At 65.8% G+C, this 23,363-nt stretch carries 20 protein-coding genes; 10 read left to right on the top strand and 10 right to left on the bottom strand.

Going from position 1 to position 23,363, the window contains the following annotated elements:
* Nucleotides 1–224 precede the first annotated feature (224 nt).
* Together J9314_RS02765 and pgm are read left to right on the top strand one after the other, a co-directional pair.
* Complete coding sequence (locus tag J9314_RS02765) at nucleotides 225–536, top strand: hypothetical protein (protein WP_210604378.1); 312 nt, start codon at nucleotides 225–227, stop codon at nucleotides 534–536.
* Between the two features lie 178 nt (nucleotides 537–714).
* Nucleotides 715–2,358 (top strand): phosphoglucomutase (alpha-D-glucose-1,6-bisphosphate-dependent), encoded by a 1,644-nt coding sequence (gene pgm, locus J9314_RS02760; protein WP_210604377.1) that lies wholly within the window; start codon nucleotides 715–717, stop codon nucleotides 2,356–2,358.
* A gap of 108 nt (nucleotides 2,359–2,466) precedes the next feature.
* Here pgm and J9314_RS02755 read toward each other — a convergent pair whose 3' ends face one another.
* Nucleotides 2,467–2,628 carry a hypothetical protein gene (locus tag J9314_RS02755; RefSeq protein WP_210604376.1) on the bottom strand — a complete coding sequence of 54 codons (162 nt, stop codon included), beginning with the start codon at nucleotides 2,626–2,628 and terminating at the stop codon, nucleotides 2,467–2,469.
* Between the two features lie 411 nt (nucleotides 2,629–3,039).
* Between J9314_RS02755 and J9314_RS02750 the strand changes: the two genes are divergently transcribed.
* Nucleotides 3,040–3,510, top strand: a complete 471-nt coding sequence (locus tag J9314_RS02750; RefSeq protein WP_210604375.1) for a hypothetical protein — start codon at nucleotides 3,040–3,042, stop codon at nucleotides 3,508–3,510.
* A gap of 207 nt (nucleotides 3,511–3,717) precedes the next feature.
* Here the strand turns inward: J9314_RS02750 and J9314_RS02745 are convergent, their stop codons facing one another.
* Entirely contained in the window at nucleotides 3,718–4,761 is a 1,044-nt protein-coding gene (locus J9314_RS02745) for an LCP family protein (protein WP_181276171.1), read from the bottom strand.
* Nucleotides 4,762–5,083: 322 nt separating this feature from the next.
* Here J9314_RS02745 and J9314_RS02740 point away from each other — a divergent pair, with 322 nt between their 5' ends.
* The 3 genes from J9314_RS02740 to J9314_RS02730 all read left to right on the top strand — a co-directional run bounded on the left by J9314_RS02740 (nucleotide 5,084) and on the right by J9314_RS02730 (nucleotide 7,367).
* Nucleotides 5,084–6,322, top strand: coding sequence for an MFS transporter (locus tag J9314_RS02740; protein WP_210604374.1), 1,239 nt, complete (start codon nucleotides 5,084–5,086; stop codon nucleotides 6,320–6,322).
* Between the two features lie 266 nt (nucleotides 6,323–6,588).
* Nucleotides 6,589–6,801 (top strand): helix-turn-helix transcriptional regulator, encoded by a 213-nt coding sequence (locus tag J9314_RS02735; RefSeq protein ID WP_210604373.1) that lies wholly within the window; start codon nucleotides 6,589–6,591, stop codon nucleotides 6,799–6,801.
* On the top strand, nucleotides 6,798–7,367 hold the full coding sequence (locus J9314_RS02730; RefSeq protein ID WP_210604372.1) for a hypothetical protein: 570 nt from the start codon (nucleotides 6,798–6,800) through the stop codon (nucleotides 7,365–7,367). Before J9314_RS02735 ends, J9314_RS02730 begins: the two co-directional genes overlap by 4 nt.
* Before the next feature lie 107 nt (nucleotides 7,368–7,474).
* On the opposite strand, the gene dld is transcribed toward J9314_RS02730, so the two are convergent.
* The 6 genes from dld to J9314_RS02700 form a co-directional block, all read right to left on the bottom strand.
* A complete protein-coding gene (gene dld / locus J9314_RS02725; protein WP_210604371.1) occupies nucleotides 7,475–9,184 on the bottom strand; it encodes a D-lactate dehydrogenase in 1,710 nt (569 codons plus the stop codon).
* A gap of 95 nt (nucleotides 9,185–9,279) precedes the next feature.
* Entirely contained in the window at nucleotides 9,280–10,599 is a 1,320-nt protein-coding gene (locus tag J9314_RS02720; RefSeq protein ID WP_246490577.1) for an MFS transporter, read from the bottom strand.
* Nucleotides 10,600–10,651: 52 nt separating this feature from the next.
* Nucleotides 10,652–11,305 carry a GntR family transcriptional regulator gene (locus J9314_RS02715; protein WP_246490721.1) on the bottom strand — a complete coding sequence of 218 codons (654 nt, stop codon included), beginning with the start codon at nucleotides 11,303–11,305 and terminating at the stop codon, nucleotides 10,652–10,654.
* A 138-nt stretch (nucleotides 11,306–11,443) separates the two neighbouring features.
* Entirely contained in the window at nucleotides 11,444–12,463 is a 1,020-nt protein-coding gene (locus J9314_RS02710; RefSeq protein ID WP_210604369.1) for a CNNM domain-containing protein, read from the bottom strand.
* On the bottom strand, nucleotides 12,460–13,926 hold the full coding sequence (locus J9314_RS02705; RefSeq protein WP_210604368.1) for a hemolysin family protein: 1,467 nt from the start codon (nucleotides 13,924–13,926) through the stop codon (nucleotides 12,460–12,462). The genes J9314_RS02710 and J9314_RS02705 overlap by 4 nt, the downstream gene beginning before the upstream one ends.
* 328 nt (nucleotides 13,927–14,254) lie before the next feature.
* A complete protein-coding gene (locus tag J9314_RS02700) occupies nucleotides 14,255–14,710 on the bottom strand; it encodes an NUDIX hydrolase (protein ID WP_210604367.1) in 456 nt (151 codons plus the stop codon).
* A 625-nt stretch (nucleotides 14,711–15,335) separates the two neighbouring features.
* On the opposite strand from J9314_RS02700, the gene J9314_RS02695 reads away from it, so the two are divergent.
* Nucleotides 15,336–16,412, top strand: coding sequence for an IS110 family RNA-guided transposase (locus J9314_RS02695; protein WP_210604366.1), 1,077 nt, complete (start codon nucleotides 15,336–15,338; stop codon nucleotides 16,410–16,412).
* A gap of 229 nt (nucleotides 16,413–16,641) precedes the next feature.
* The gene (locus J9314_RS02690; protein WP_210604365.1) at nucleotides 16,642–18,708 is read left to right on the top strand and encodes an MFS transporter; all 2,067 of its coding nucleotides are present in this window, start codon (nucleotides 16,642–16,644) and stop codon (nucleotides 18,706–18,708) included.
* 78 nt (nucleotides 18,709–18,786) lie between these two features.
* Here J9314_RS02690 and J9314_RS02685 read toward each other — a convergent pair whose 3' ends face one another.
* Complete coding sequence (locus J9314_RS02685; protein WP_210604364.1) at nucleotides 18,787–20,544, bottom strand: FAD-binding protein; 1,758 nt, start codon at nucleotides 20,542–20,544, stop codon at nucleotides 18,787–18,789.
* A 106-nt stretch (nucleotides 20,545–20,650) separates the two neighbouring features.
* Between J9314_RS02685 and J9314_RS02680 the strand changes: the two genes are divergently transcribed.
* Nucleotides 20,651–21,592, top strand: a complete 942-nt coding sequence (locus J9314_RS02680) for a LysR family transcriptional regulator (RefSeq protein WP_210604363.1) — start codon at nucleotides 20,651–20,653, stop codon at nucleotides 21,590–21,592.
* A gap of 109 nt (nucleotides 21,593–21,701) precedes the next feature.
* Here J9314_RS02680 and J9314_RS02675 read toward each other — a convergent pair whose 3' ends face one another.
* Nucleotides 21,702–22,301: a TetR/AcrR family transcriptional regulator gene (locus J9314_RS02675; RefSeq protein WP_210604362.1), complete on the bottom strand. Its 600-nt coding sequence runs from the start codon at nucleotides 22,299–22,301 to the stop codon at nucleotides 21,702–21,704.
* Nucleotides 22,302–22,451: 150 nt separating this feature from the next.
* On the opposite strand from J9314_RS02675, the gene J9314_RS02670 reads away from it, so the two are divergent.
* The gene (locus tag J9314_RS02670) at nucleotides 22,452–23,306 is read left to right on the top strand and encodes an SDR family oxidoreductase (RefSeq protein WP_210604361.1); all 855 of its coding nucleotides are present in this window, start codon (nucleotides 22,452–22,454) and stop codon (nucleotides 23,304–23,306) included.
* Nucleotides 23,307–23,363: the final 57 nt, after the last annotated feature.

The following is a 23,363-nucleotide window of genomic DNA, read 5'->3' as shown; positions in this document are numbered from 1 at the left end:
ATCGGTGTGGGATTGTGTGGGGCAGACCTCTCGGCGCCTGTCCGCGCGGTGATTTCACTCTATCTCAGGGTCGTCCTGCTGCCCAGGGTTGCGTCCGTGCCCCCTTGCTCCCACGCCACGTTGGGTCTAACGTCGAGTCCACGGATCGCGATATCGCTTTCGCGGATCCCACCCCGCCGCCGAACGCGGTGAGGGCCTTCGCCTCCGAGAGGAGCAGAGAGTCCATGAGCGACGAGAAGAAGAACCTGCCGACGAACGAACCGGCACAGGACACCGAGGACGAGCAGCAGATCGAGGACGAGGAGCAGATCGACAGCTCCGCCGTCGGCATCAGCGCCGAGACAGACGCAGAAGGCAGTTCCCAGACGCCTGAGGAACGGCTCCGGCGCATCGCCGAGGAGCATGATGTCCCGGTCGAACGAGATCCTGAAGATGCCCAGGCCAAGGCCGAAGGATCCTCCCCCGACAAAGACCGAGACATCGGTGGTGGAGACACGAACGAAGAAGAGGACGACTCCGTGGAGCCGCCGGACTGATTCGGCGCCCAGGCAGATACCTCGCGCGATCGCGGTCCGACGTGCCGCGATCGCGCTTCGACGTGACGGGTCGCGCTTCGACGTGGCGTGATCGCGCTCCGACGGGCCCAGAGTCCACGATGCAAGAACTCCGTGGACTGGACTGTGACAGGTGGCCGAGGTTTGGCAAGGTAGAAGAATGACTACTCGCGCCGGCCAGTTGGCCCAGGATCGGGATCTCGTGGACATCCCCGCCCTCCTCGACTCGTACCATGATCTGATCCCCGACCCTTCAGTGCCGTCGCAGGCGGTGAGCTTCGGAACCTCGGGGCATCGCGGTTCGAGCTTCAACCGGTCATTCAACGAGGCGCACATCGCCGCCATCACCGCCGCCATCGTCGATTTCCGCCGCGACAAGGGCATCCGCGGGCCGATCTTCCTAGGCCGCGATACCCACGCCCTGAGCGAACCTGCGTTCCTCACCGTCCTCGAGGTGCTCGCCGCCGCCGAGGTGCCCGCTCTCATCGACGAACGCGACGGTTTCACGCCGACTCCGGCCGTCTCGCATGCGATCCTCGGCTTCAACGCGGGGAAGTCGCGTGAGGACGCGCAGGCCGACGGCATCATCGTCACCCCCAGCCACAACCCGCCCGCCGACGGCGGCATCAAGTACAACCCACCGCACGGCGGACCCGCCGGCACCGAGACGACGACGTGGATCGCCGAACGCGCCAACGCCTACCTCGTCGACGGGTGGGAGAAGATTCCGCGCACCGCCTTCCAACGGGCCTTCCATCTGGGGAACACCGAGAACTTCGACTACGTCTCGAACTACGTCGACGACCTCGGGTCCGTCATCGACCTCGACATCATCCGATCCTCCGGACTGAAGATCGGCGCCGATCCGCTCGGCGGAGCCAGCGTCGACTATTGGGCGGCGATCGCCGAGGACTACGACCTCAACCTCGATGTCGTCCACCCCGACGTCGACCCCACCTGGTCGTTCATGACCTTGGACTGGGATGAGAACATCCGCATGGACTGCTCCTCGCCGTTCGCGATGGCCGGACTCATCGCCTCGCGCGGCGACTACGACATCGCCACCGGCAACGATGCCGATGCCGACCGCCACGGCATCGTCACTCCCGATGCGGGCCTGATGAACCCCAACCACTATCTGGCCGCGGCCATCGACTACCTGCTCGATTCCCGCACCGGCTGGCCGGCGGGTGCCGGAATCGGCAAGACCCTGGTCACCTCGTCGATCGTCGATCGGATCGTCGCCTCCCACGACCGGTCGCTGTTCGAAGTGCCCGTCGGCTTCAAATGGTTCGTCCCCGGACTCCTCGACTCGACACTGGCCTTCGGCGGCGAGGAATCGGCGGGAGCCTCGTTCCTGCGCCGCGACGGGCGAGTGTGGTCGACGGACAAGGACGGCATCATCCTCGCCCTGCTCGCCGCCGAGATGACGGCGAAGACGGGCCAGACTCCCTCGCAACGCTACGCCGGCCTGGCCGCCAACTACGGCACCAGTGCCTATGCCCGTCAGGACGCACCTGCCACCCGCGAACAGAAGGCCCGGCTCGGTGCCCTCGAGGCCGGCCAGGTGAGCGCGAAGACCGTCGGCGGCGAAGCGGTCACCTCGGTGCTCACCTCGGCGCCGGGGAACAACGCTCCGATCGGCGGGCTCAAGGTCACCACGGACAACTCTTGGTTCGCGGTGCGCCCCTCGGGCACGGAAGACGTCTACAAGATCTACGCCGAGTCCCTGCGCAACGAAGACCACCTGCGGGCCGTCCAGCACGACGCCCGGACCCTCGTCGACGGGGTGCTCGGCAAGTAGCGATCGGGGTACAGCCTGTGAGTCCGCGCGCTTGTGCGTGCTCACTCCTCTCGCGCTCTCATCGGCTGAGCAGCAGCCCGAGTCTCGGACCTGCGCCCGCCCGCGCTCTCACTCATCCGTCCGGTCGAAGAGCGCGTCGTGCACGACGCGTTCTTCGGCGTAACCGGTAAGTGAGCGACCGCGCCGCGCAACGGACAAGGTCGACCGTGGGACAGCCTCGGCGGGATCACGAGTGACGAGCAGCGAGGAGATCGCGGAACGGTTTTTCAACTTTAGGTGGCTTTATCTGAATCAGATAAAGCCACCCAACGAAGCCCGATTTGGCGGGCGGGTTAGCAAGATCATCGGGTCACGATCGCGTATCGCTGCTTGATCGGAAATGTCGCAATGAAACCCGCCGGCGAGGTCGAGGCGGCCTCGCCGACTGCCGCGTCGGAGTGGCTCGATCCCCGCTGTCGCGGGCCTTCTGCTGCGCCACCAAATGCGATTCCTGCGGTTGTGTTTCACCGCTGTCGCGCAACTGCAACAGTGCTGTCTTCATGCCGTTACCGGCTCTGAGTTCGTTCCCAGTGATCGTTGCCGCGACCTCAGATTCGGTCGGAATACTGATCCCCGTCAACGACATGCCGCCGAGCCCTACCGCTGGTCGGTGGCAGCACATGAGAAGAAGGGATCGACACAATGAAGCCCACCATCCGCAATCGTGCAGCAGCCCTGGGAATCGCCACCGTCGCAGGACTCACCGGCGTCGGACTCGCAACTGGACCGGCCATGGCCGCCGATGCTTCCGGCGCCGACTCGTCGAGCCAGTCGGCTGCCTCGAACATCGATACGCAGTCCGTCTACTACCCGACCAATACGGTCAAGTATGCCGATGAGCTCGTCCGCGCGTGGGGACAGGGCGCCACGGACCGCGTCGAAGCCTTCGCCTCACCGCAGGTCGCCGAGGAACTGGCCGACCACGGCGATGACAACGTCACCCACTGGGACCGGGTCGGTGCAGAAGGCGCTGCGGGAACGACCTACGTCGACTACGAGAACACCGTCACCGGCGAGAAGATGTCGCTCGGACTCCCGACCGAAGCGGTGTCCGATCCTGACAGCGAGTGGGGCACACCCAACGGAGTCCATAAGGTCCAGTTCGAAGACTGACACGGCCTCGGACACACGGTCCCGGCATAATCGCCCGCAACCGACGAACCCCTCTCCAGGAATTTCCTGGAGCGGGGTTCGTCGTGTGGAAGGCCGGCGGGCATAATGCCCGCATTCGCGGCCACGGTCGGCCACCTCGGCGAGGGTATGACGACAGCCCCGCACCAGACCGAACTGGTACGGGGCTGTCGTCTGCGCCGCGAGCGTCTACAGGTGCGCCTCCGGGGCGTTCTGCACATAGTCGGCGACGGTGTCGTTCTTGAACGAGTCGCGGAGCTTCTTCAGCTCGTCCTCGTCGACGTTGACGATCGACTGACCGTCCGGAGAGGTGCCGACGCCGGCGACGGGAGCGGTGAAGAATTCGATGTCACCAGGGCGGACGTCGCGCATGTCGAAGGCGGTCGAGGAGATGTACTTCGCGTCCAAGCCGGAATCGACGTACATGTACGGGGCGAAGTTCTTCACCATGTCCTGGATCTTCTTCGGATTCGACAAGGTGTCGGCGGAGATGATCTCGTTCGTCAGCCCGCGGATGAACGCCTGCTGGTTGCGCGCACGCTGGAAGTCGCCGTCCTTGAAGGACTTGCGCTCACGCACGAAGGTCAGCGCCTCGTCGCCGCCCAAGACGTTCTCGCCCTGGGTGAAGGTGTAGCCGTTCTTCTCGAAGGCCTGCTCGGAGTTCACGGTCACCCCGCCGAGGCTGTCGGTCAGTGCCTTGAATCCCTCGAAGTCGATGATCGCCACGTGGTCGAGGTCCGTGCCGATGAAGTCCGAGACCGTCGACACGGCCAGCGGCAGACCGCCGTAGGACAGGGCCGCGTTGATCTTCGCCTTGCCGTGGCCCTCGATGTCGACGTAGCTGTCGCGCGGGATCGACATGACCTGGACGTTGCCGCCGTCCTTGGGCAGGTGCATGACCATGATCGTGTCCGAGCGCAGGCCACGCGAATCGTTGACGTCGACATCGCTCATCGGCTCGTCCGAGCCGAGCAGCAGGATGTTCGTGCCGCCGTCCTGTCCGTCGCTCTTCTTCTGCTTGCCGAAGACCTGTTCATCGCTGAGCCGGTTGGCGTTGTCGTCGAAGGACCGTCCGACGTTCCACACGTAGAGTCCGATGCCGAGCACACCGAGGATGACGATGATGAGCAGGACCACGAGGACCTTGCGCCAGACGCGCTTCTTCTTCCGCGGTCGCTGCTGCTCTTCGGGTTGGTGGTCGAAGAGATCGTCGAAGGTGGTGTTGTCCGTCATCGGCACTCCGGGGTTTCGGGGCGGCGCATCACGCCGGGAAAGTGGGCAATCCCGCCTATTGTATAGCGGCCGGGGTGACTCAGTTCTCACATCCGCAACACTCCCTGCGCCCGACCGTGCGGTCGCACGAGAGGGCAGGGCCACCTCGGCGAGGGTGTTCGTCCTTGTCAGCGCCCGTGCACGCGTCCCGGCGAGCCCTTCGGTCGCCGATGATAGCATTGTGATCGAACGGTGATCTCACCGGCGCCGAGGTGAGGCGACTCACCAGTAATAACGCAGAGTTCACCTGGCCGACGTTCGGGGCGCTCGGTAGACTTTCCTGGTGTTCAACAACTATCGGGAAATTCTGTCGCTTCCCGGTGCTCTCAAGTTCTCCTTGGCCGGTCTCGTCGCCCGGATGCCCATCGCCGTGCTGGGACTGGGAATCGTCCTGTTCATCCAGGGCGTGACCGGATCCTACGGTCTGGCGGGCATCGTCTCCGCCGTGTACATGATCGTCCAAGCCCTTGCCGGCCCCGGGATCGCGCGGCTCGTCGACCGCCACGGCCAGTCGCGGGTGATGGCGCCCATCGTCGTCATCCACCTCGCGGCGCTGACGTTGCTCATCGTCTCCGTCTACGGCGACTGGTGGCCGGGCCTCATCTTCGCCTTCGCCGGCATCGGCGGCGCCACCGTCGGCTCCGTCGGCTCGCTCGTGCGTTCGCGCTGGTCACACCTCGTGGATACGCCGAAGAAGCTGCAGACCGCGTTCTCGTGGGAGTCCGTCGCCGATGAGCTGATGTTCGTCTCCGGGCCCGTGCTGGCCACGGTGCTCGCGACCGCGGTGTGGCCGCCGGCGGGCATCATCCTCTCGATGATCACCGTGGGTGTGGGCTCGCTGCTGCTCTACATCCAGAAGGCGACCGAACCGCCGCCGGTCGAGCGGACCACCGAGGCCAAGGGGCACGTGGTCTCGAACCCGGGCATCCTTGCGATCATCTTCGTCAACATCTTCCTCGGCGTGAACTTCGGTGCGATCGACGTCATCGCCGTCGCCTTCGCCGACGAACTCGGCGTGAAGTCCACGGCCGGTGTGCTGCTGTCGTGCCTGGCACTGGGGTCGCTGGTGTCCGGGGGGCTGTACGGGGCACGGAGCTGGAAGGCCGCCGTGCACCACCGCTTCGGTGTCGCGGTGTCGGCCTTGGCAGTCGGCGCGTGCCTGATGCTGCTGGCGAATTCGATGGTCACCTACGGCATCATCTTGGTCGTCGTCGGGTCGGCGATCGCCCCGAGCCTCATCGGCGCGAACTCCGTCATCGAACAGCTCGCCCCGCCTCGCCGCCTGACCGAGGCCTTCGCGTGGCTCGGGACCTCGTTGGGCTTCGGCGTCGCCTTCGGTTCGGCGATCGCCGGCAACATCATCGACGCCGCCGATGCGAAGACTGCGATGCTGCTGCCCGCCGGGTGCGCGGTGCTGGGAGCTGTGGTTGCGCTGTCGCTGCTCAAGCTGCTCAATCCTTCCCGCTCGAGCCACGAGGTGCGGCTGGAGAAGGACCGGCGGAGGGTCAAGGTCGAGGAGTAGTCGGCGGCCTCGTCGTTGGGGCCGGGGCTGGGGCTGAATCCTTCACCGGTAGCGCGAAAACACCCCGTTGCAGCGGGGTGTTTTGTCGTTTCCGGTGAGGGATGCTCACGCTCGAGCCCAACTCGACCCCATCACGGCCCACACGATCGGCCCGGTCAGCGAGCGAAACTGCGCAGCCACCTCGGCGATGTCAAAGATCATTGACATACGAATGTCAAACATGTTTTACTTTTAGGTGTAAAGAGAAGTTGACATCAAGGAGCTTCATGGAAGTTCAGACCTCGGACCTCAAACAGGTTCGCAAGGCCGCTGGGCTCACCCAGGCCCAGCTCGCACAGCTCACCGGGGTCTCGCGCCAGACGATCATCGCAACCGAGCGCGGCGACTACGCCCCGAGCGTGTACCTGGCACTGCGCATCGCCCGCGCACTCGAGACCACCGTCGAAGAGATCTTCTCGCTGAAGGAGGAAACACAGTGAACAGCACGAGCGACAAGAAGAAGCCCACCAACGAACTCGCTGACAGAATCGCCGGCTTCAACGACCCCTCGATGGGCGATGAACGCGAACGGGATGTCATCCTGCGCGCCTACACTTTCGGCGCGGTCGTCTCGACGTATGCGTTCTTCGCTCTCGCACTCATCTTCGCCGTCATCGGCGCCGGCCTCTGGACTGTCCCGATCGTTCTGGCATCAGGCGTGACGGGAGCCGCAACGGCGATCTACTGCCGGCGCGAAGGGGTCGACTTCAAGCTCGTGGCCGCACGGATCGCACCGAAGCGCCTCATTACTTCCTACATCATCGGAGCGATCTTCACCGCTGGCTGGCTCGTCGCAGTGATTTTCCATGTAACCTCTGGCCACCCCCTTATCGATGCGGGGCTCGGCTCAATGCTTGCCGTTTCGGATGGTGGTTCTTCACTGATCATGGGCGCGGCTATCGGCATCGTCGTCGTCATCGCCCTCAATACCGTTACGCGGTCTCGCAAGATCAAGCAGGCTCGCGCCGAGGCGGCCGCTGCCGCTGACATCGCAGACGTGGACTGATTCGGGTCACTGGGTTACCGTCGGTATCCGGCACAGTTAACGGCACACCACCCCTTTGCAACAGGGTGGTGTGCCGTTAACTGTGTGGGATGCGGGCAGGGTGGCCTTCACGCCCAGTTCTTGTGTGGGGAGGTCTCGCCGACGCCGGGGTTGAAGACGTTGCACGGGTCGAGCTCCTTGAAGTGCGCCTCCATCGTCTCCGGCACGTGGTAGAGCCTGCCATAGTTGTGTTCGGCGGGAACGGCAGCACCCCGGGCCTCGAGCAACTCCATCATCTGCCTCTTCAGCGCCACCGGATCGACCCCCTTCTTCGCCACATGATCCTGGTGGAGGACGTGGCAGAAGAAGTGACCGTAGTAGGAACTGATGTGCAGCTGATCGGCGATCTCGTCGGGCAGCACCTCGAGCCAGTCCTCCTCGTCTCGACGCAGCGCGACGTCGAAGGTGATCATCTCCGAGGAGTCCTCGCGGTTGAGGTTGAAGTAGCGAGTGGCGGCACTGGCGGCACCGAAGCGATGGAGCATTGCGGACTTCGCCTCATCGGCCGTGCAGATGAAGAAGTCCCCCTCGTGGGCCGCCTCGGCGAAAAAGGAGTTGAGGAATTCTTCGGTCTCAGCTTTCTCACTGCCTGCGACGACGAGCAGCAGGTGATGCTCGAAGCGGTCGCGGAACTCGAGCATCCGCTTCGGCAGCTGCTGCGGCAGGAGTCCGAAAGCGCGCTGGGCGATCGTGTCGGCGACGGTCTCGCCGAAGAACGGCATCTTCGCGAACACCCCGTTGGCCCAGTTCTTCAGCGCGAAGAGCTTGATCTGCTCGCGGCTGCCGGCGTGCTTGACGGATACGAACGTGTCCTTGCCGTACTTCTCCGCGAGGTCGAAGGACGGTCGACCCATGTACTCTCCCGAGATCGGCAACGGCCGATCCGAGGTCAGGATCGCCCGGCGCAGCTCTTCGAGTTCGGCCGGACTGTTCGTGCCGATGTAGAACGTCGTCGTGTCCGTGACCTTGGGGAACGTACGGGTGCGCACGGCGAAGACCATGAGCTTGCCCGCCGACCCCGAGGCCTCGTGGAGGAACTTCGGGTTCGCGTTGTACCGTGCCGGGGAGTCGGTGATCTCGCGGACGTGGTCGGCGTAGTCGGTCTCATAGGTGTCCTCGGGCGGCGGGGTGACGTCGGAGGGGCCCCAGTGTCCGCGCTGGAGTTTGTCGAGGATGTGCGCGGGATCGTCGCCGAGGCTGATGCCCAGATGGTTGACGAGTTCGAGTTTCCCGTCGGCGTTGACGCGGGCGAAGATCGCGTGCTCGGTGAAGGCCGGGCCCTTGCGGATCTGGCTGCCGCCGGAGTTGTTCGCGATGCCACCGATGACCGAGGCACCGATCGAGGAGGACCCGATGACCGAATGCGGCTCACGGCCGTGTGCGGCGAGTTCGTCCTCGAGTTCGTAGAGCGTCGATCCGGCCAGGCACACGGCCTCGCGGGCGTCATTGATGAGGTGGATCTGGTTGATACGCAGGGTCGAGATGATGACGATCTCGCGGTCGTAGTCCTGATCGCCGGGCCCTGATCCCCCGGTCAGGCCGGTGTTCGCCGACTGCGGGATGACGATGAGGTCGTGATCGACGCACACCTGCAGCGCCCGCCACATATCGACGAGGCTGCCGGGCCGCAGCACCGCGAGCACGTTGCCGCCGCCGAAGCGGTTGCCCTTCGCGTACGGTGCGGTCGCCCGCGCCGAGGTGAGCACGTGGCGTGGGCCCATGATGTCGATGAAGGCGCTGACCGCCGGGGTCGGTTCTTCACGTGTGCGTCCGAGCATTCTCTTGGACCTCTCTGTCGGGGTTGCGATCTGGTGTCATCCTAGTTTGTGGTCTCGTGGCCGTCAGCCCTCGTTGTCGTCGAGCTTCGCAGCCGTCAGCCCGTCCGCCGCGATCCCGTCCGCATCGACCCCAGTGACACGGCACCGAGGCTGAGCAGGCAGATCACGGCCACCCCGCCGAGCGAGACGCTGTAGCCCATGAGCGGCAGGAGCGCGGCGAGCACGGTCGGCAGCAGGAAGCCTGAGTAGGCGAGCGAGTAGTAGACGCCGGTGATTCCGGCGAGGTCGTCGGGTTCGGCGATGGCCTGGACGATGATGAGGCCGGAGACGACGCAGATGCCGTAGGCGAGTCCGAGGACGATCGCGACGACGAAGGCGAGGATCGGATCGGCGACGAGGGCGGCGATGACCGCGAGAATCATGCCGAGGCTCATCATGGCCAACCCGACGACGAGTCCGCGTCCGCCGGTCCACCGATTGACCAGCGGGACGAGGTTCTGCACGAGCGCCCCGGCGCCGAGGGTGGCAACGGTGAGCACGGTCGCGTAGAGGGTCGTCCACTCCCCCAGCTCGTCCTGGACGAGCGCGGGCATGACCGCATAGGCGATGCCGGCGGCGCCGAAGACCCAGGGGGCTGCGGGGATGATGAGGCGCACGAAGGTCCGGTGACCGACGAGCGGGATCCGCAGTCCCTGCCACCAGTGCTGCTGCGACCGGCGGTGCTTCGGCAGCGATTCGGGTGCGGCGAACACGATGATGAGCGCGACGAGGTTGAGCACTCCGTGGACCGCGTAGGGCGTCACCTCGGGCGCCGGCCCCCACTGGGCCAGGCACCCTGTGACCAAGGCGCCGAGCGCGAAGCCCAAGGTCAGGGTGAGCGCGGGACGACGGGCGCCGGCGGTGATGCCGGCCTCGTGGTCGAAGGGCGGTGACGAGAGCTCTTTGATCCAGCTCGTGCCCACCGACATCGCGACGCCGACGCCGATTCCGGCGAGCACACGACCGACGCAGAGCAGCCAGAAGAGGTCGAAGCCGAGGGCGAGGAGGAGGCTGCCGAGGATCGCGGCGATCGTTCCGGCGATGAGAACCGGTTTGCGTCCGCGCCGATCCGACAGCGCCGAGGCGGCCAGGAGTCCGGGGATGAGTCCGCCCACGTACATACCCAGCAGCAGGTTCGCCTGCCAGACGGCGAAGCCGCCGTCTTCTTCGTACATGTGCACGAGCGGGGTGAAGTGATTGCCGCCCCAGGCCAGCAGGAACATCGCGGGAGCCACCCGAAGCCACGCATGACGCGGTGGGGTGGAGCCGCCTCGGCGGGGGTGTGATTCTGTGTGAGTGCCAACGGTTTCGGCGGTCGGGGCGGTGGTGTCGGGAGCTGCGGTAGCTGTGGCTGGGGTGGCTGGCTCTGAGGTCATTGCTGCGATTCAGTGTCGACGGTTCGTGGTTCTGTGTGCGTCAGTGTCGGCGTCAGGCGAAATGGGTGGCGTCGATATGGCGGCGGACGAGCGTGCCGAAGGCCTCGACATCACCGCGTTCGGCGAGGTCGGTGAGTTCGTCGTGTTCGTCGAAGAGGGTCTCGAGTGAGCTCGGGCGGTCGATGATGACCTGATAAGTCAGGCGCGCGAGGCGAGGGCCCATGGTCGTGAGCATCTCGTCGATGACGGCGTTGCCGCCGCTGCGGATGATGCGGGCGTGGAAGCTGTAGTCGGCGCTGGCGAAGCCGAGGGTATCGCCGGCCTCGACTGCCTGTTTTTGCCGGTCGAGGAGGACGCGCAGGTCGGCGGCGACGGGTTCGAGTCCGTCGTCAGTTGTCAGTGACTGGACGGCGTTGACTTCGAACATTGCGCGCACGGCCAGGAGGTCGCGGCGTTCGGCGCTGGTCACGGTGGTGACGATCGCGCCCTTCTTCGGGACCAGGCGGACGAGGCGCCAGCGCTCGAGCTGGAGCATCGCCTCCCGGGCGGGAGTGCGGCTGGCCTGCAGCGCCTCGGCGAGCTCGGCCTCGGTGAGCAGGGTACCGGGTTCGAAGCGGCGCTCGATGATCTCGCGGGCGGCCCAGGCGGCCATCCGTGCAGCGATCGGCGAACTGTCATCGATGTGGTCCCACGGAAGCGTCAGCATGTCGTTCACACCCCCACGATAACAGATGCATGCATTAATAGATGCATCCGTTTTTTCGGAGTCCCAATTACTACGTGACGGCGGCCCAGCAACCTGGCGCGAGGTATCTGGGCCGCCGTCGGGTAGTAATAGAGGCGTTTAGGTGTGTGCGTTTTCGGTCGGGAGGAGGTGGCGGAGGACGTCGGTGACGGTGACGACCGCGTGACTGCCGTCGCTGCGGGCGACCAAGGCGAGCTGAGTGCCCTCGGCCCGCATCGCTGAGAACGCGGCGACGACCGTCATCGACCCCGACAACACCGTGACGGGGCGGGCCGCCTCGGCGACGTCATCTCCCTCCGCGAGACCGAGCACATCGCGGACGTGGGCGACCTGATCAGGCACGACACCCGCCTCGGTGTGCACAAGGATCCGCCGATGGCGGCTCTGACGCGCAGCCTTACGCACCTGGCCGGCCGTCGCACCCGGTCCGATGACGACCGGTTCCGCGCGACCTGCGACGAGGTCGTCGAGGCTGATCCGGGAGAGTTCGAGCGCCCCGAGCAGCGCATCCGAGGACTCCTGTTCGAGCGTGCCCACCTGCGCCGAATGTCGCAGCAGCTGCCGCAGATCCTCCGAGGTGTGCCCCTGATCAACCTCGTCGACGGGCTGGACCCCGACGAGGCGCAGGCACGCGTTCGCCGCGGAGTTGAGCACGTGCAGCAGCGGTCGGGTGAGGACCATGAACGCCCGCATCGGCAGCGCGAGCATGATCGCCGAGCGCTCCGGATGGGCCACGGCCCATGACTTCGGCGCCATCTCACCGACGACGAGGTGGAGGAACGTCACGATGATGAGCGCGAGGACGAACCCGGTGAGGTCGGCGATCCACAGCGGAAGTCCGACCGCCTCGGCGAGCGGGGTGATCCAGTGGTGGACCGCCGGTTTCGTGATCGCGCCGAGCGCGAGGGTGCAAGCCGTGATGCCCAGCTGGGAGCCGGCGAGGAGGACCGAGAGTTCGGTCGAGCTGCGCAGTGCTGCCCGGGCCGAGCGGCTGTTCGCCGCTTCGTCCTCGAGCCGGTGGCGTTTGGCGGCGATGAGCGCGAATTCGACGGCGACGAAGAAGGCGCTGAGTCCGATGATGGCGACGGTGATGGCGATGATGACCCATGGATTGCTCATCGGTCCACCTCGATTCCGATCCGCAGCCGTGAGGGCACGTGCGAGTCCACTTCGACCACCTCGGCGAGGAGTCTGGCGGGGCTCGGCGGTTCGGCGTCGGCGAGCTCGGCGGGGTCGATCGGCAGGACGATGACGATGCGATCGCCGACGTCGGGGAAGCCCTTCGCGTGCTCGATGACCAGCCCGGACAGGGTCTGCGCCGAGGTGGCCGGCAGTTCGCGCTGGAGGGTGCGGGCCACCTCGTCGAGGGGGATGGATCCCGGCGTCGACCAGGTCCCATCGCCGATGTCGGCGATGGCTTCGACGTCGGTATCGTGCTCGTCGACGATGTCGCCGACGAGCTCCTCTCCGAGGTCCTCCATCGTCACGATGCCCGCGAAGCCGCCGTATTCGTCGACGACGCAGGCCATCTGAGCGCGGTGCTCGATGAGCGTGGCCACTGCGTCCGGCAGGGGCAGGGAGGCGGGAACGAACACCGGATCGGCCAGCAGGTCACGAAGTGTGGGGAGCGTGTCCGTCGCCGAGGCGGTGGCGTCGTCCTTCGCCGATTCTCCCGCCGAGGAGGTCGTGCCCGTGGTTGGGACAGTGGACTCGGTGGGCGGCTCGGAGGGCGGGCCGGTGGGTGGGTCGGCGACCGGGACGGTGAGCACGTCGAGGAGGTCGATCGTGCCGATCACCGCTCCCTCAACGTCGAGGACGGGATAGCGGGAGTGGCCGGTGGCCATGAGCGTCCGGACCTCGGTGAGGCTCATGTCCTCGGTGACGACGTCGACCCGTGAGCGCGGTACGGTGGCGTGCTCGACAGTCTGCTGCGGGAAGTCGAGGATTCGGTCGAGGATGAGCGAATCCTCGTCGACGAGGTCGCCGCTCTCCCGGGATTCGGCGACGATGTGTTTGAGGTCGCGGCGGGTCGCGGCGTGATCGACGTCGTGGACCGGTTCGATGCCGAGGATGCGCAGCAGGGCGTTGGAGGCCTTGTCGAAGACCGTGATGAGCCAGCCGAAGAGCAGCAGGTAGATCGATGTCGAGCGCGCGAGCCAGGTGGCGAGCGCCTCGGGGCGGGCGATCGCGAGGTTCTTCGGGAACAGCTCGCCGAAGAGCATCTGGATGAGCGTCGAGACCAGCAGCGCGAGCACAGTGCCGATGAGGATGCCGGTGCCCTGTGGGATCGGTGTGCCGCCGAGCGCTTCGCCGACGGCCGTGCCGATGAGCGGCTCGGCGACATAACCGACGAGGAGGCCGGTGACGGTGATGCCGAGCTGAGCGCCCGAGAGCATGAAGGAGGTGCGGCGGGTGATCGCCAGGGCCCGATCAGCGGAGCGGTCACCGGCGGCCGAGCGCGCGCCGAGGCGGGAGCGGTCGACGGCCATGTACGCGAATTCCTGCGCCACGAAGTAGCCGGTGGCCACGGTGATGAGGAGGACGACGAGCAGTCCGATGAGGAGCGAGAGCAGCCAGGTCAACGGCGACCACCTGCTCGCAGGCTCTGGGCCCGCTCGAGACGGGCACGCGACGCGTCGATCCGCGCGGTATGAAGTTGGTCAGAGGTGCTGAAAGTGATGTCCCAGCCGGGACTTCGATAGTCGTCCATGGTCCTTCCGAAAGTGATCATGTGGGCGGCTGATCACGATTATTCCGGTCCGACCTGACAAGAACCTGTGCCACTCCCCCGTAATTGCTACCTGACGGCGGCCCAGCAACCTGGCGCGAGGTATCTGGGCCGCTGTCGGGTAGCAAGGGAGGGGCGGCACCGGCGCAGACCAATGTCACCGACACCGTCGCCGAGGCGGCTTACACCAAGGTGGACGCCTGCCTCATCAGATCCGGCAGGTTCTCCGGGAAGTACGTGATGTCCTTCGTCTCGAGGTCGTCGGCACTCCACCACTGCCACGTCGTCATGGCTTTCCGCTCGAGGTCCGTCCAGTTCGAGTCGGTCAGATTCGTCCGCGCCGTCCTCGCCGCGAAGAAGTGTTCGATCTGATGTTGAGGTTCGCCGTGGTTGAGGAAGTCGAATTCGCGGCGGTGAAACGGTCCGACGAGGTCGAATCCTGACAGCCCCGTCTCCTCGAGCAGTTCCCGTTCAGCGGTCTCACGCAGGGTTTCGTTCTCATCGCGGCCTCCGCCGACGGTGAACCAGAAGCGGACGACGTCCTCGGTGTCGGAGAGGTCTCTGCCCTCGAAGAGCAGCACACGTGAAGCGGAATCGAGCAGGATGATGCGGACGGCGACTCGTGTGAGATTGGGCATGGAGACCACTCTACGGCGTGAACCGGTAGCCCATGCCCGTCAGAGTGTGCAGGTACTGCGGTCGGGCGGGCCTCCGGGCACGATGATCGAGACGGCGTCGTGCGGGATTCGAGGTGCGGGAAGTGGACCAAAGTCGTACGGAACTCGGCACACGGACGGTCGATGGGCTGCCTCGGCGATGGGGTGAGTGATATTCGCCCGCCTCACCGTCGATGGAGCCGGTCGGCGGTCGATCTTAACGCGGTCTTCACACCTCCCAACACAATCCCACCACCCCTAACTGCTACGTGACGGCGGCGCAGCAACCTGGCGCTGTGAGTATTGATAGTGGCTGGTCTGGGACTGGCTGGCAGAGTAGGTGTTGGCCTCTCCATCTCGTGGTCGTGACTCTACGTGGCGCTGACCCACACAGTGGTGTCTTAACGTCGATTTGTCCGATCACATGGATGGTGCGGCCGGCACCGACTCGGCCCACCTCGGTAACTTGATCAGAAGGCTGTCCACCCCCGGTAACCCGGGGATGTGACTCATCACAGTGTTGTTCCGAAGTGACCTCTACCCGGACCGGTACCGGCCGCAAGCGGCCATGCAACCCATCGGTCAAAATAGGGAGCTTCTAACCGCTATGTCCATTGTCGCGCACTTATACAGTTTCTTCATCGGCGTCGATACACACGCCAGAAACCACGTCTACACGATCATCACCAACACCGGTGCCCTCATCGACACCGGCACCTTCCCGACCACTGCCGCGGGCATCAAACGAGCACTGAGCTGGGTCGGTCGACGCACCGACGGTGACCTCGACACACTCTGGGTTGTTGAAGGTGCTGCCTCCTACGGTGCAGTGCTCACCGGCCACATCACCATGGCCGGGTACCCCGTCGTCGAAGCCGGGCGCATGGACGCCAAAGCCCGCCACGGAGTGGGCAAGAGCGACGAACTCGATTCCCGCCGAATCGCAGAATCCGTACTGCGGTTGGATGCCGAACAGCTGCGGTGGCCGCGCCAGGGCGAAGGGGTCCGTCAAGCACTTCGTGTGCTGCTTGCGGCCCGGAACTCTATGAGCACCGAACGTACCCGTTCGATCAATGCTCTGACCGCGCTGGTGCGGACCAACGATCTGGGACTCGATGCCCGCAAGTCACTCACGGTCGATCAGGTCGCTGAGATCTCTCGGTGGCGAGACAGGAAGGAAGACATCGGGTTAGCCACTGCCCGGGATGAAGCAATTCGCCTTGCTAAACGTGTTCTCGCCATTGATGAGGAGCTGGCAGGCAACCTCGCTAAACTCGCCGAGCTCGTGAAGGCCAGCCCGGCGGCTGCTTTGCTGGATGAGCCCGGGTTCGGGCCCTTCAGCGCCGCGATGTGCTTCACCGCATGGTCCCATCCCGGACGGGTCCGCAACGCCGCGGCATTCGCTGCCCTGGCGGGGGTGAATCCGATTCCTGCGTCGTCGGGCAACACGCATCGTCATCGGTTGAATCGGGGTGGTGACCGGCAATTGAACCGGGCCTTGCACACGGTGATCATGAACCGGATGGTCCATGATGAGCGGACCCGAGACTATGTTGGCAAGCACTATGGTGAGGACCCGACGAAGAAGTCGAAGAAGGAAATCCGGCGCAAGCTCAAATGGTATCTAGCGCGCCGAGTCTTCAAGATCCTCAACGCGCTAGATATCGTTCCTCAAACCGCTTGACAAGACATAGAAGGATCGAGGTATCTGGGCCGCCGTCGGGTATCAGGGAGGGGTAAGTGGGCGGGGGCGATCGGTCCGGCTCGGCTTATGAAGATCGGCGGAATCTGCTACATTCATTGACGGCCCACAGGCCACAGCGCTTCGATGACACGACACGCGAGGTTCATTCCAGCAACTTCTGACACGGCACGGTCAAGCAGCTGACATCCGCCGACTGTCAGGAGATTCCATGACCTCACCTGTCCATTCCCGTCCGCACGCGAGCGAACGCGTGGGACCAATGATCGCGGTTGCGGCCGCCGCAGCGTTCCTCGCCACGTTCAACGAAACCTTCCTCAACGTCGCATTCACCCCGATCATGGCCGACTTCGGCGTCACCGTGAACACGGTCCAATGGCTGACCACGGCCTACCTCCTCGTCGCCGCGGTCTTCGTCCCGGTCGCCAATGTCCTCTATCACCGGTTCCCCACCCGCAGTCTGTTCGTCAGCGTCGTCGCGGTCATGGTCATCGGGTCCGTCATCGGAGCCTTCGCCCCGAGCTTCAGCGTCCTCCTCATCGGACGTCTGCTGCAGGCGATCGGCACGGGCCTGCTCACCCCGATCGGCATGAACATCACCCTGGCCGTCTCCTCACGGGAGAAGCTCGGGATGAATATGGGCATCATGGCGGCAATGACCACCTTGGGGCCCTCGCTGGCCATCGTCCTCTCCGGTGCCCTTCTCACCGTCGCCCCGTGGACGACGCTCATGTGGGTCTTCGGCGGACTGTGCCTCATCGTGCTCATTGCCGGCGCCCTCGTCCTGCGCACCGTCGCCGAACTCGGCCGGCCCCGCCTCGACACCCTCTCGTTTCTGCTCGTGGCCGTGGCTCTCATCGGCATCCTCTACGGCGTCACCGCGGCGTTCGGCGGCTCAGCTCTGTGGGCGGCGGTGCCCGGGGCCATCGGACTGTTGGCCCTGTGGGCATTCATCGCACGCCAGCGTCGCATCGAGCATCCGCTCCTCGACCTGAGGCCGTTCTCGAGCACCCCGTTCGTCCTCGGTGTGGTGATGACGATGCTCGGACTCGTGTTCGTCTTCGCGATGAACGTCGTCATTCCCCTGTTTCTGCAGGCAGCCCGCGATGTTCCGCCGATGGGCGCCTCGCTCACACTTGCCCCGGGCATTCTGCTCACCGTGGCATTGGGGCCCGTGGCCGGACGGCTGTTCGATCGCCACGGCGGTCGCTGGTCGATCCCCCTCGGATTCCTCGTCATGGCCGTCTTCGTCAGCCTGGTCGGACTGGCCGCCGGACAGACCTCCCTCGTGGTTTTCGGCGCGCTCTACGCCCCAGCGGTGTTGGCGACGGCATTCGTCATCGGGCCCGTGCAGACCTTCGCCCTGTCCCACCTCGACCGCGAGACCAGTCCGCACGGTGTCACCGTCGTCTCCACCAGCTTCCAGATCGCCGGCTGCGTCGGCACCTCACTGGCCGCAGGAGTCTACGGTGCACTGAGTGCGGCACGCCTGGAATCCGGCGGCAGCGAACTCTCTTCGCTGCTCCTGGGTTTCCGCGGTTCCGTCGCTCTGGTGGTGGCCACCTCGGTGATCGGCATCGTGCTCGCGTTCCTCGCCTACCGATCGGTGCGGCGTGACCGCGCCGATCAGGCGGGTCGCAGTGATCAGGGTGACTCGGCAGTTGACACTGCGGGCGATACCGACCCGGGGGCAGCCTCGGCGGGAGACTCGACGGACCTTTCGGCCACCTCGGCGGACCCGGGCGAGCGGTCAGCCGCCTCGGCGAACATCACCGTGGGCATGATCGATCCGACTACCGTCGCGGCGATCATGAAGTCCGAGGTGTTCGCTCTGTCGGCAGACCAGAGCGTGCTCGAGGCGCTGCGGACCTTCACCGAGCGCGGCATCTCCGGGGCACCGGTGCTCGATGCCGACGGCGATCTGGTCGGTTTCCTCTCCGACGGTGACGTCATGCGCTATCTGTCGGCGGCCCACCCCTCATCGACGTCGATCTACTCGTTCGCGATCGGGCCCGAAGAGGACCTGAACCAGGCCATGGCCGATCTCGCGGACCTCGATGTCATGCGACTGGCGACCCAGGAGGTCGTCACCATCGACGTCGACGCCTCGATCGCCGATGCCGTCGCCGCCCTCTCCGACGCGAAGCTGAAGAAGGTGCCAGTGGTGGACGGGGCCGGAGGACGCATGGTCGGCATCGTCAGCCGCTCGGCGATCAACCGGATGGCCGTCGCAGGGTATCTGCGTGAACGGGTACCGGCGGCATCCGCACCCGCCTGACACCCCGCAGACACACCTGACGGCGGCCCAGCACCCTCGCGCGAGGTTGCTGGGCCGCCGTCGGGTAGCAAATAGGGGTTATTCGACGAGTTTGCCCTCCTGGCTGATCTCGCCGGTGTGCATGAGTGCCTCGACCTCGGGGTCGACCGGCGGAATCGACTCGCGGACCACCCCAGTGCTCGGCGACCACACGAGATTGACCTGCAGCTCAGGATTCTGCTCCGGGTAGTCGCTGCGGTTGTGGCAGCCGCGGGTCTCGCGGCGCTCCAACGCACACTCGATGGTCGCCCGCGCCGCAAGCACCGAGGACTTGAGGTCGAAGGCGTGCGCAAGGTCGGAGAACCCGGCGATGTCGGGGTGGATGCCGACGAGTTCGAGTCGTGCCTCGATCGCCGCAAGCTTCTCCAGCCCGGCCTGCAGGCCCGCCTCGTCACGGACGACTCCGGCGTGCTCGGTCATGAGGTTGCGGACCTCGCGCTGCAGCGCCCGGACATTCTCCGTACCCTCGGACGACAGCAGATCATCGATCTCGGCCCGCGCCTCGGCGACGGCATCCCGACTCCGCACCTGCGCCTCCAACCCGTCGGAGTACGCCACCGCCGACCGACCGACGATGCGACCGAAGACGAGGAGTTCGATGAGCGAATTCCCACCCAGCCGATTCGCCCCGTGCAGCCCCGACGAGGCCTCGCCGATGGCCCACAGCCCCTCGACGTCGGTGCTGTGGTCGACCGGGTCGACCCAGACTCCGCCCATCGAGTAGTGCGCGGTCGGGGCGATCTCGATCGGCGAGCGCGTGATGTCGAGCATCTGCGTCTCCATGAGCGTGGCGAACACGCGCGGCAGCCGGTTCATGATCGTCTCCCGGGGCAGGTGGGACACGTCGAGCCAGACGCCGCCGTTCTCCGTTCCCCGCCCCTCGGCGATCTCGGTGTAGGCGGCCAAGGCCACGCGGTCGCGAGTGGACAGCTCCATGCGCTGCGGGTCATAGCGTTCCATGAACCGCTCCCCCACTCCGTTGCGCAGGATGCCGCCCTCGCCGCGCGCCGCCTCGGAGACCAGAGTGCCGGCGGCATTCTCGGGTTCGATGATGCCCGAAGGGTGGAATTGGACGAGTTCGGCATCGCGCAGCCGGGCACCGGCCTCGACGGCCAGGCGGAAGGAGTCGCCGGTGTTCTCATCCCGGCGCGACGACGTCCGCCGCCAGATCCGGTTGTGCCCGCCGGCGGCGAGGATGACGGCGTCGGCGTGGATGCGGTAGCCGGTGCCGTCGATGACATCGAAGCCGTAGGCGCCGAAGATCCGACCGTCGGCGACGAGCAGCTTCGTGATGTAGACGCGGTCGAGGATCGGGATGTTCAGGGATTCGGCGCGACGAATGAGGGTGCGCTGGATCTCGAGCCCGGTGTAGTCGCCGGCGAAAGCGGTGCGACGCCAGGTGTGGGCGCCGAAGAAGCGCTGAGAGATCCGACCGTCGTCCTCCTTCGCGAAGTCCATTCCATATCGCTCCAGGTCGGCGATACCTTCGGCTGCTCCCTGGGTGACGATCTCGACGGTGCGGGGGTTGGCGAGGTCATAGGATTCCTTGATCGTGTCGGCCGCGTGCTGCTGCCACGTGTCCTCGGGATCGACGGTGGCCAGGGCCGCGTTGATGCCGCCGGCTGCGAGCGAGGTGTGCGCGTCTTCCTTCGGCCGCTTGCCCACGGCGAGGACGTCGGCGCCGGCTTCGGCGACTTCGATCGCGGCGCGCAGCCCCGATCCGCCGGTCCCGATGACCAGCACCGAGGTGGAGACTGAGTGTTCTTTCCGGCGGGTTCCGCCCTGTGTGGTGTTCATGGATTCCACGTTAGGTTCGCCTTCTACATACGTCCAATGCATTGTTTCACTGCACTCAATAGCGATACGCTATTGCCATGAACGACCGACCCCACCGGGAACAGCCATGAACCTCGACCAGCTGACGAGCTTCGTCGAGGTGGCCGACACCGGCCATTTCACGAAGGCCGCCGCAACCCTCCACCTGGCGCAGCCGTCCCTGTCCCGGCAGATCTCGACGTTGGAGAAGGAGCTCGGCGCCGAGCTCTTCCATCGCGCCCACGGGCACATCACACTCACCGACGCAGGGAAGACCCTGCTGCCGACCGCGAAACGCATGCTCGCCGACGCCGAGGCGGTCCGCCGTGACATGGATGAGCTCGCCGGGCTGCGGCGCGGGCGGGTGCGGCTGGGGGCGACCCCGACGCTGTGCGTGAGCCTCGTCGCCGAGGCGATCAGTCGGTTCCACCGCGAGCACCCCGGCGTCGAACTCGAACTCATGGAGAAGGGTTCACGCGAGCTCATCGAGGCCCTGGCCGGCGGCGGGCTCGACCTCGCGCTCATCACCCGCACCTTCGAGCCGAGCGCACAGATGCCCCGACTGGCGCTGCAGGGGGTCCTCGGAGAGGACCTCGTGGTCATCGCCGCCTCCGATTCCGACCTGCTCACGAGCAAGGACCGCATCACCCTCGCCGAGGTGGCCGACCTTCCCCAGGTCCTGTTCCATCACGGATACGACCTCAGAGAGGCCACCGAGGCGGCCTTCGAGTCAGCGGGACTGCGTCCCACCGTCGTCGTCGAGGGCGCGGAGATGGATGCCGTTCTGCGCTTCGTCGAACGCGGGCTGGGCATTGCCGTCGTTCCGGCCATGGTGCTCGTCGACCGTCCCCGGCTGTCCTCGGTGCCGCTGGTCGACCCTCAGCTCTCGCGCACGGTCAGCCTCGCCACGCGCGCGGACGTGCGGGCGACCAGAGCCGCCTCGGCGATGGAATCGACGATCCTCGCCACCGCACGAGCACTGGCCACCGAGGACACGGGACTGGCCGCCCATGTGCGCCTGACCGGGTGAGAAGCGACCACAACTGCCGGGCGGCCATCCGGACGCCGATCCGGACGACCATCCGGGCGGCCATCCGGACGCCGACGCCACAGACGACTCCCCACCCTTCCGGGGTCGACTACTCGCCGGTGGCGCGCCGTGCCGGAGGGCAGATCCCGTCGAGGATGAATCGGGTGCGTCGCTCATAGTCCGCGACGGGCGGCCGTCTGCCGAATTTGAGGGCAAGCGCGTTATCCACGGTGATCATCTGAAAATCGTCTGGGGTGAACTCGTCGGAGAGAACATTCTCGGCACGCCCTGCCTCGACCAGCTCACCATGGAATTCACCGCCGACTCGACAGAGATCCATCAGCGGTTCAGAGTCGGGATATGCCTGGAGCAGGACGTCGCTGACCGCGGGCAAGCGGTATTGGAGATGCCTGATGGCTCCGATGTAGAACCGGATCCGGTCGCGGGCTCCCTCGACCGCGCGCGATTCCTCGATGACTGCCCTGAACTCCATCGCCGCAACGTCGTCGATCACGGCGTCGATCAGTCCGACCCTGCCGCCGAATCTGTTGAAGATCGTCGCCTTGCTCACCTTCGCCGCCGCCGCGATGCTCTCCAACGGCACCGCCAGCCCTTCGGCCCGGAACAGCTCGATCGCGGAGGCGCGGATCCGCTCGACATTGCGACGTGCATCGGTGCGCAGCGTCGACGCAGCATCGCCTCCGGACATGCTCACCCTCATTCCCTCCACAGAACTTGACTCGTCCAGTCAGTTTATTTCAGAATGGAGTGCATCGCGAAATTGACCAATCAAGTCAACTTATCGGAACGGGGACCCACGGCGACCGCCGGAGGCCCACATCCACGAAGGAGCATCGTCATGATCGTCGTCACCGGAGCCACCGGAGTTCTCAACGGGCACACCGTCAAGCACCTTCTGCGCAGACTCCCACCCGGAGACATCGGCGTCAGCGTCCGGAATCCCGAGCGCGCACAGCACTTGGCCGACCTCGGAGTCAGAGTGAGACGGGGAAGCTACGACGACAGGGAGGCGCTGCGTGATTCCTTCGAGGGGGCCGATCAGGTTCTCCTCGTCTCCTCCAGCGACGTCACCGCCGACGTCGTCACGCAGCACCGGAATGCGATCGACGCGGCGGTCGAGGCCGGCGCCTCTCGGATCCTCTACACCAGTGCTCAGGGTTCCACATTCAACTCGCCTTACCCGCCTCTGGCGATCCACGCCGCCACCGAACAGCATCTGGCCGAATCGGGGGTGGCGTGGACGGCCCTGCGCAATGGCTTCTACGGAGACCTCGAGCAGCTGCTCGGCCCCTGGCGGACAACCGGCACGATCGCCAAGCCGGGCGACGGACCGTTCTCGTGGGTCGACCGACGGGATGCGGGTGAGGCGGCCGCCGCGATCCTCCTCGGTGATGCCTCAGTCGACGGCCCCATCGATCTCACTCCGCCGGCGACGGTCACGCTCGACGACTTCGCCGCGCAGGCATCCGAACTCGTCGGTCGTCCCATCGAGCGCATCGTCGTCGACGATGAGGAATGGGTCGCAGCCGAGACTGCCGCCGGAACACCGGAGACCGTCGCACGGTTCACGCTCTCGATGTTCCAGGCCACGCGCACAGGGCACTTCGCACACCCTGACCCCGCACTTCAGCGCCTGCTCGGACGGGAACCCCGCAGCATCGCTGATCAGCTGGCAGACCAGACCGGCGTGTGAGACCGTGCATGCTGCCGGTGGAGCGAAGGGTCCGTGCACCGGCCGGCAGCCGCTGCC

The sequence above is a fragment of the Brevibacterium oceani genome, assembly GCF_017948325.1.
GTDB classification, from domain to species: domain Bacteria; phylum Actinomycetota; class Actinomycetes; order Actinomycetales; family Brevibacteriaceae; genus Brevibacterium; species Brevibacterium oceani.
This window is presented reverse-complemented; position numbering and strand designations above follow the sequence as displayed.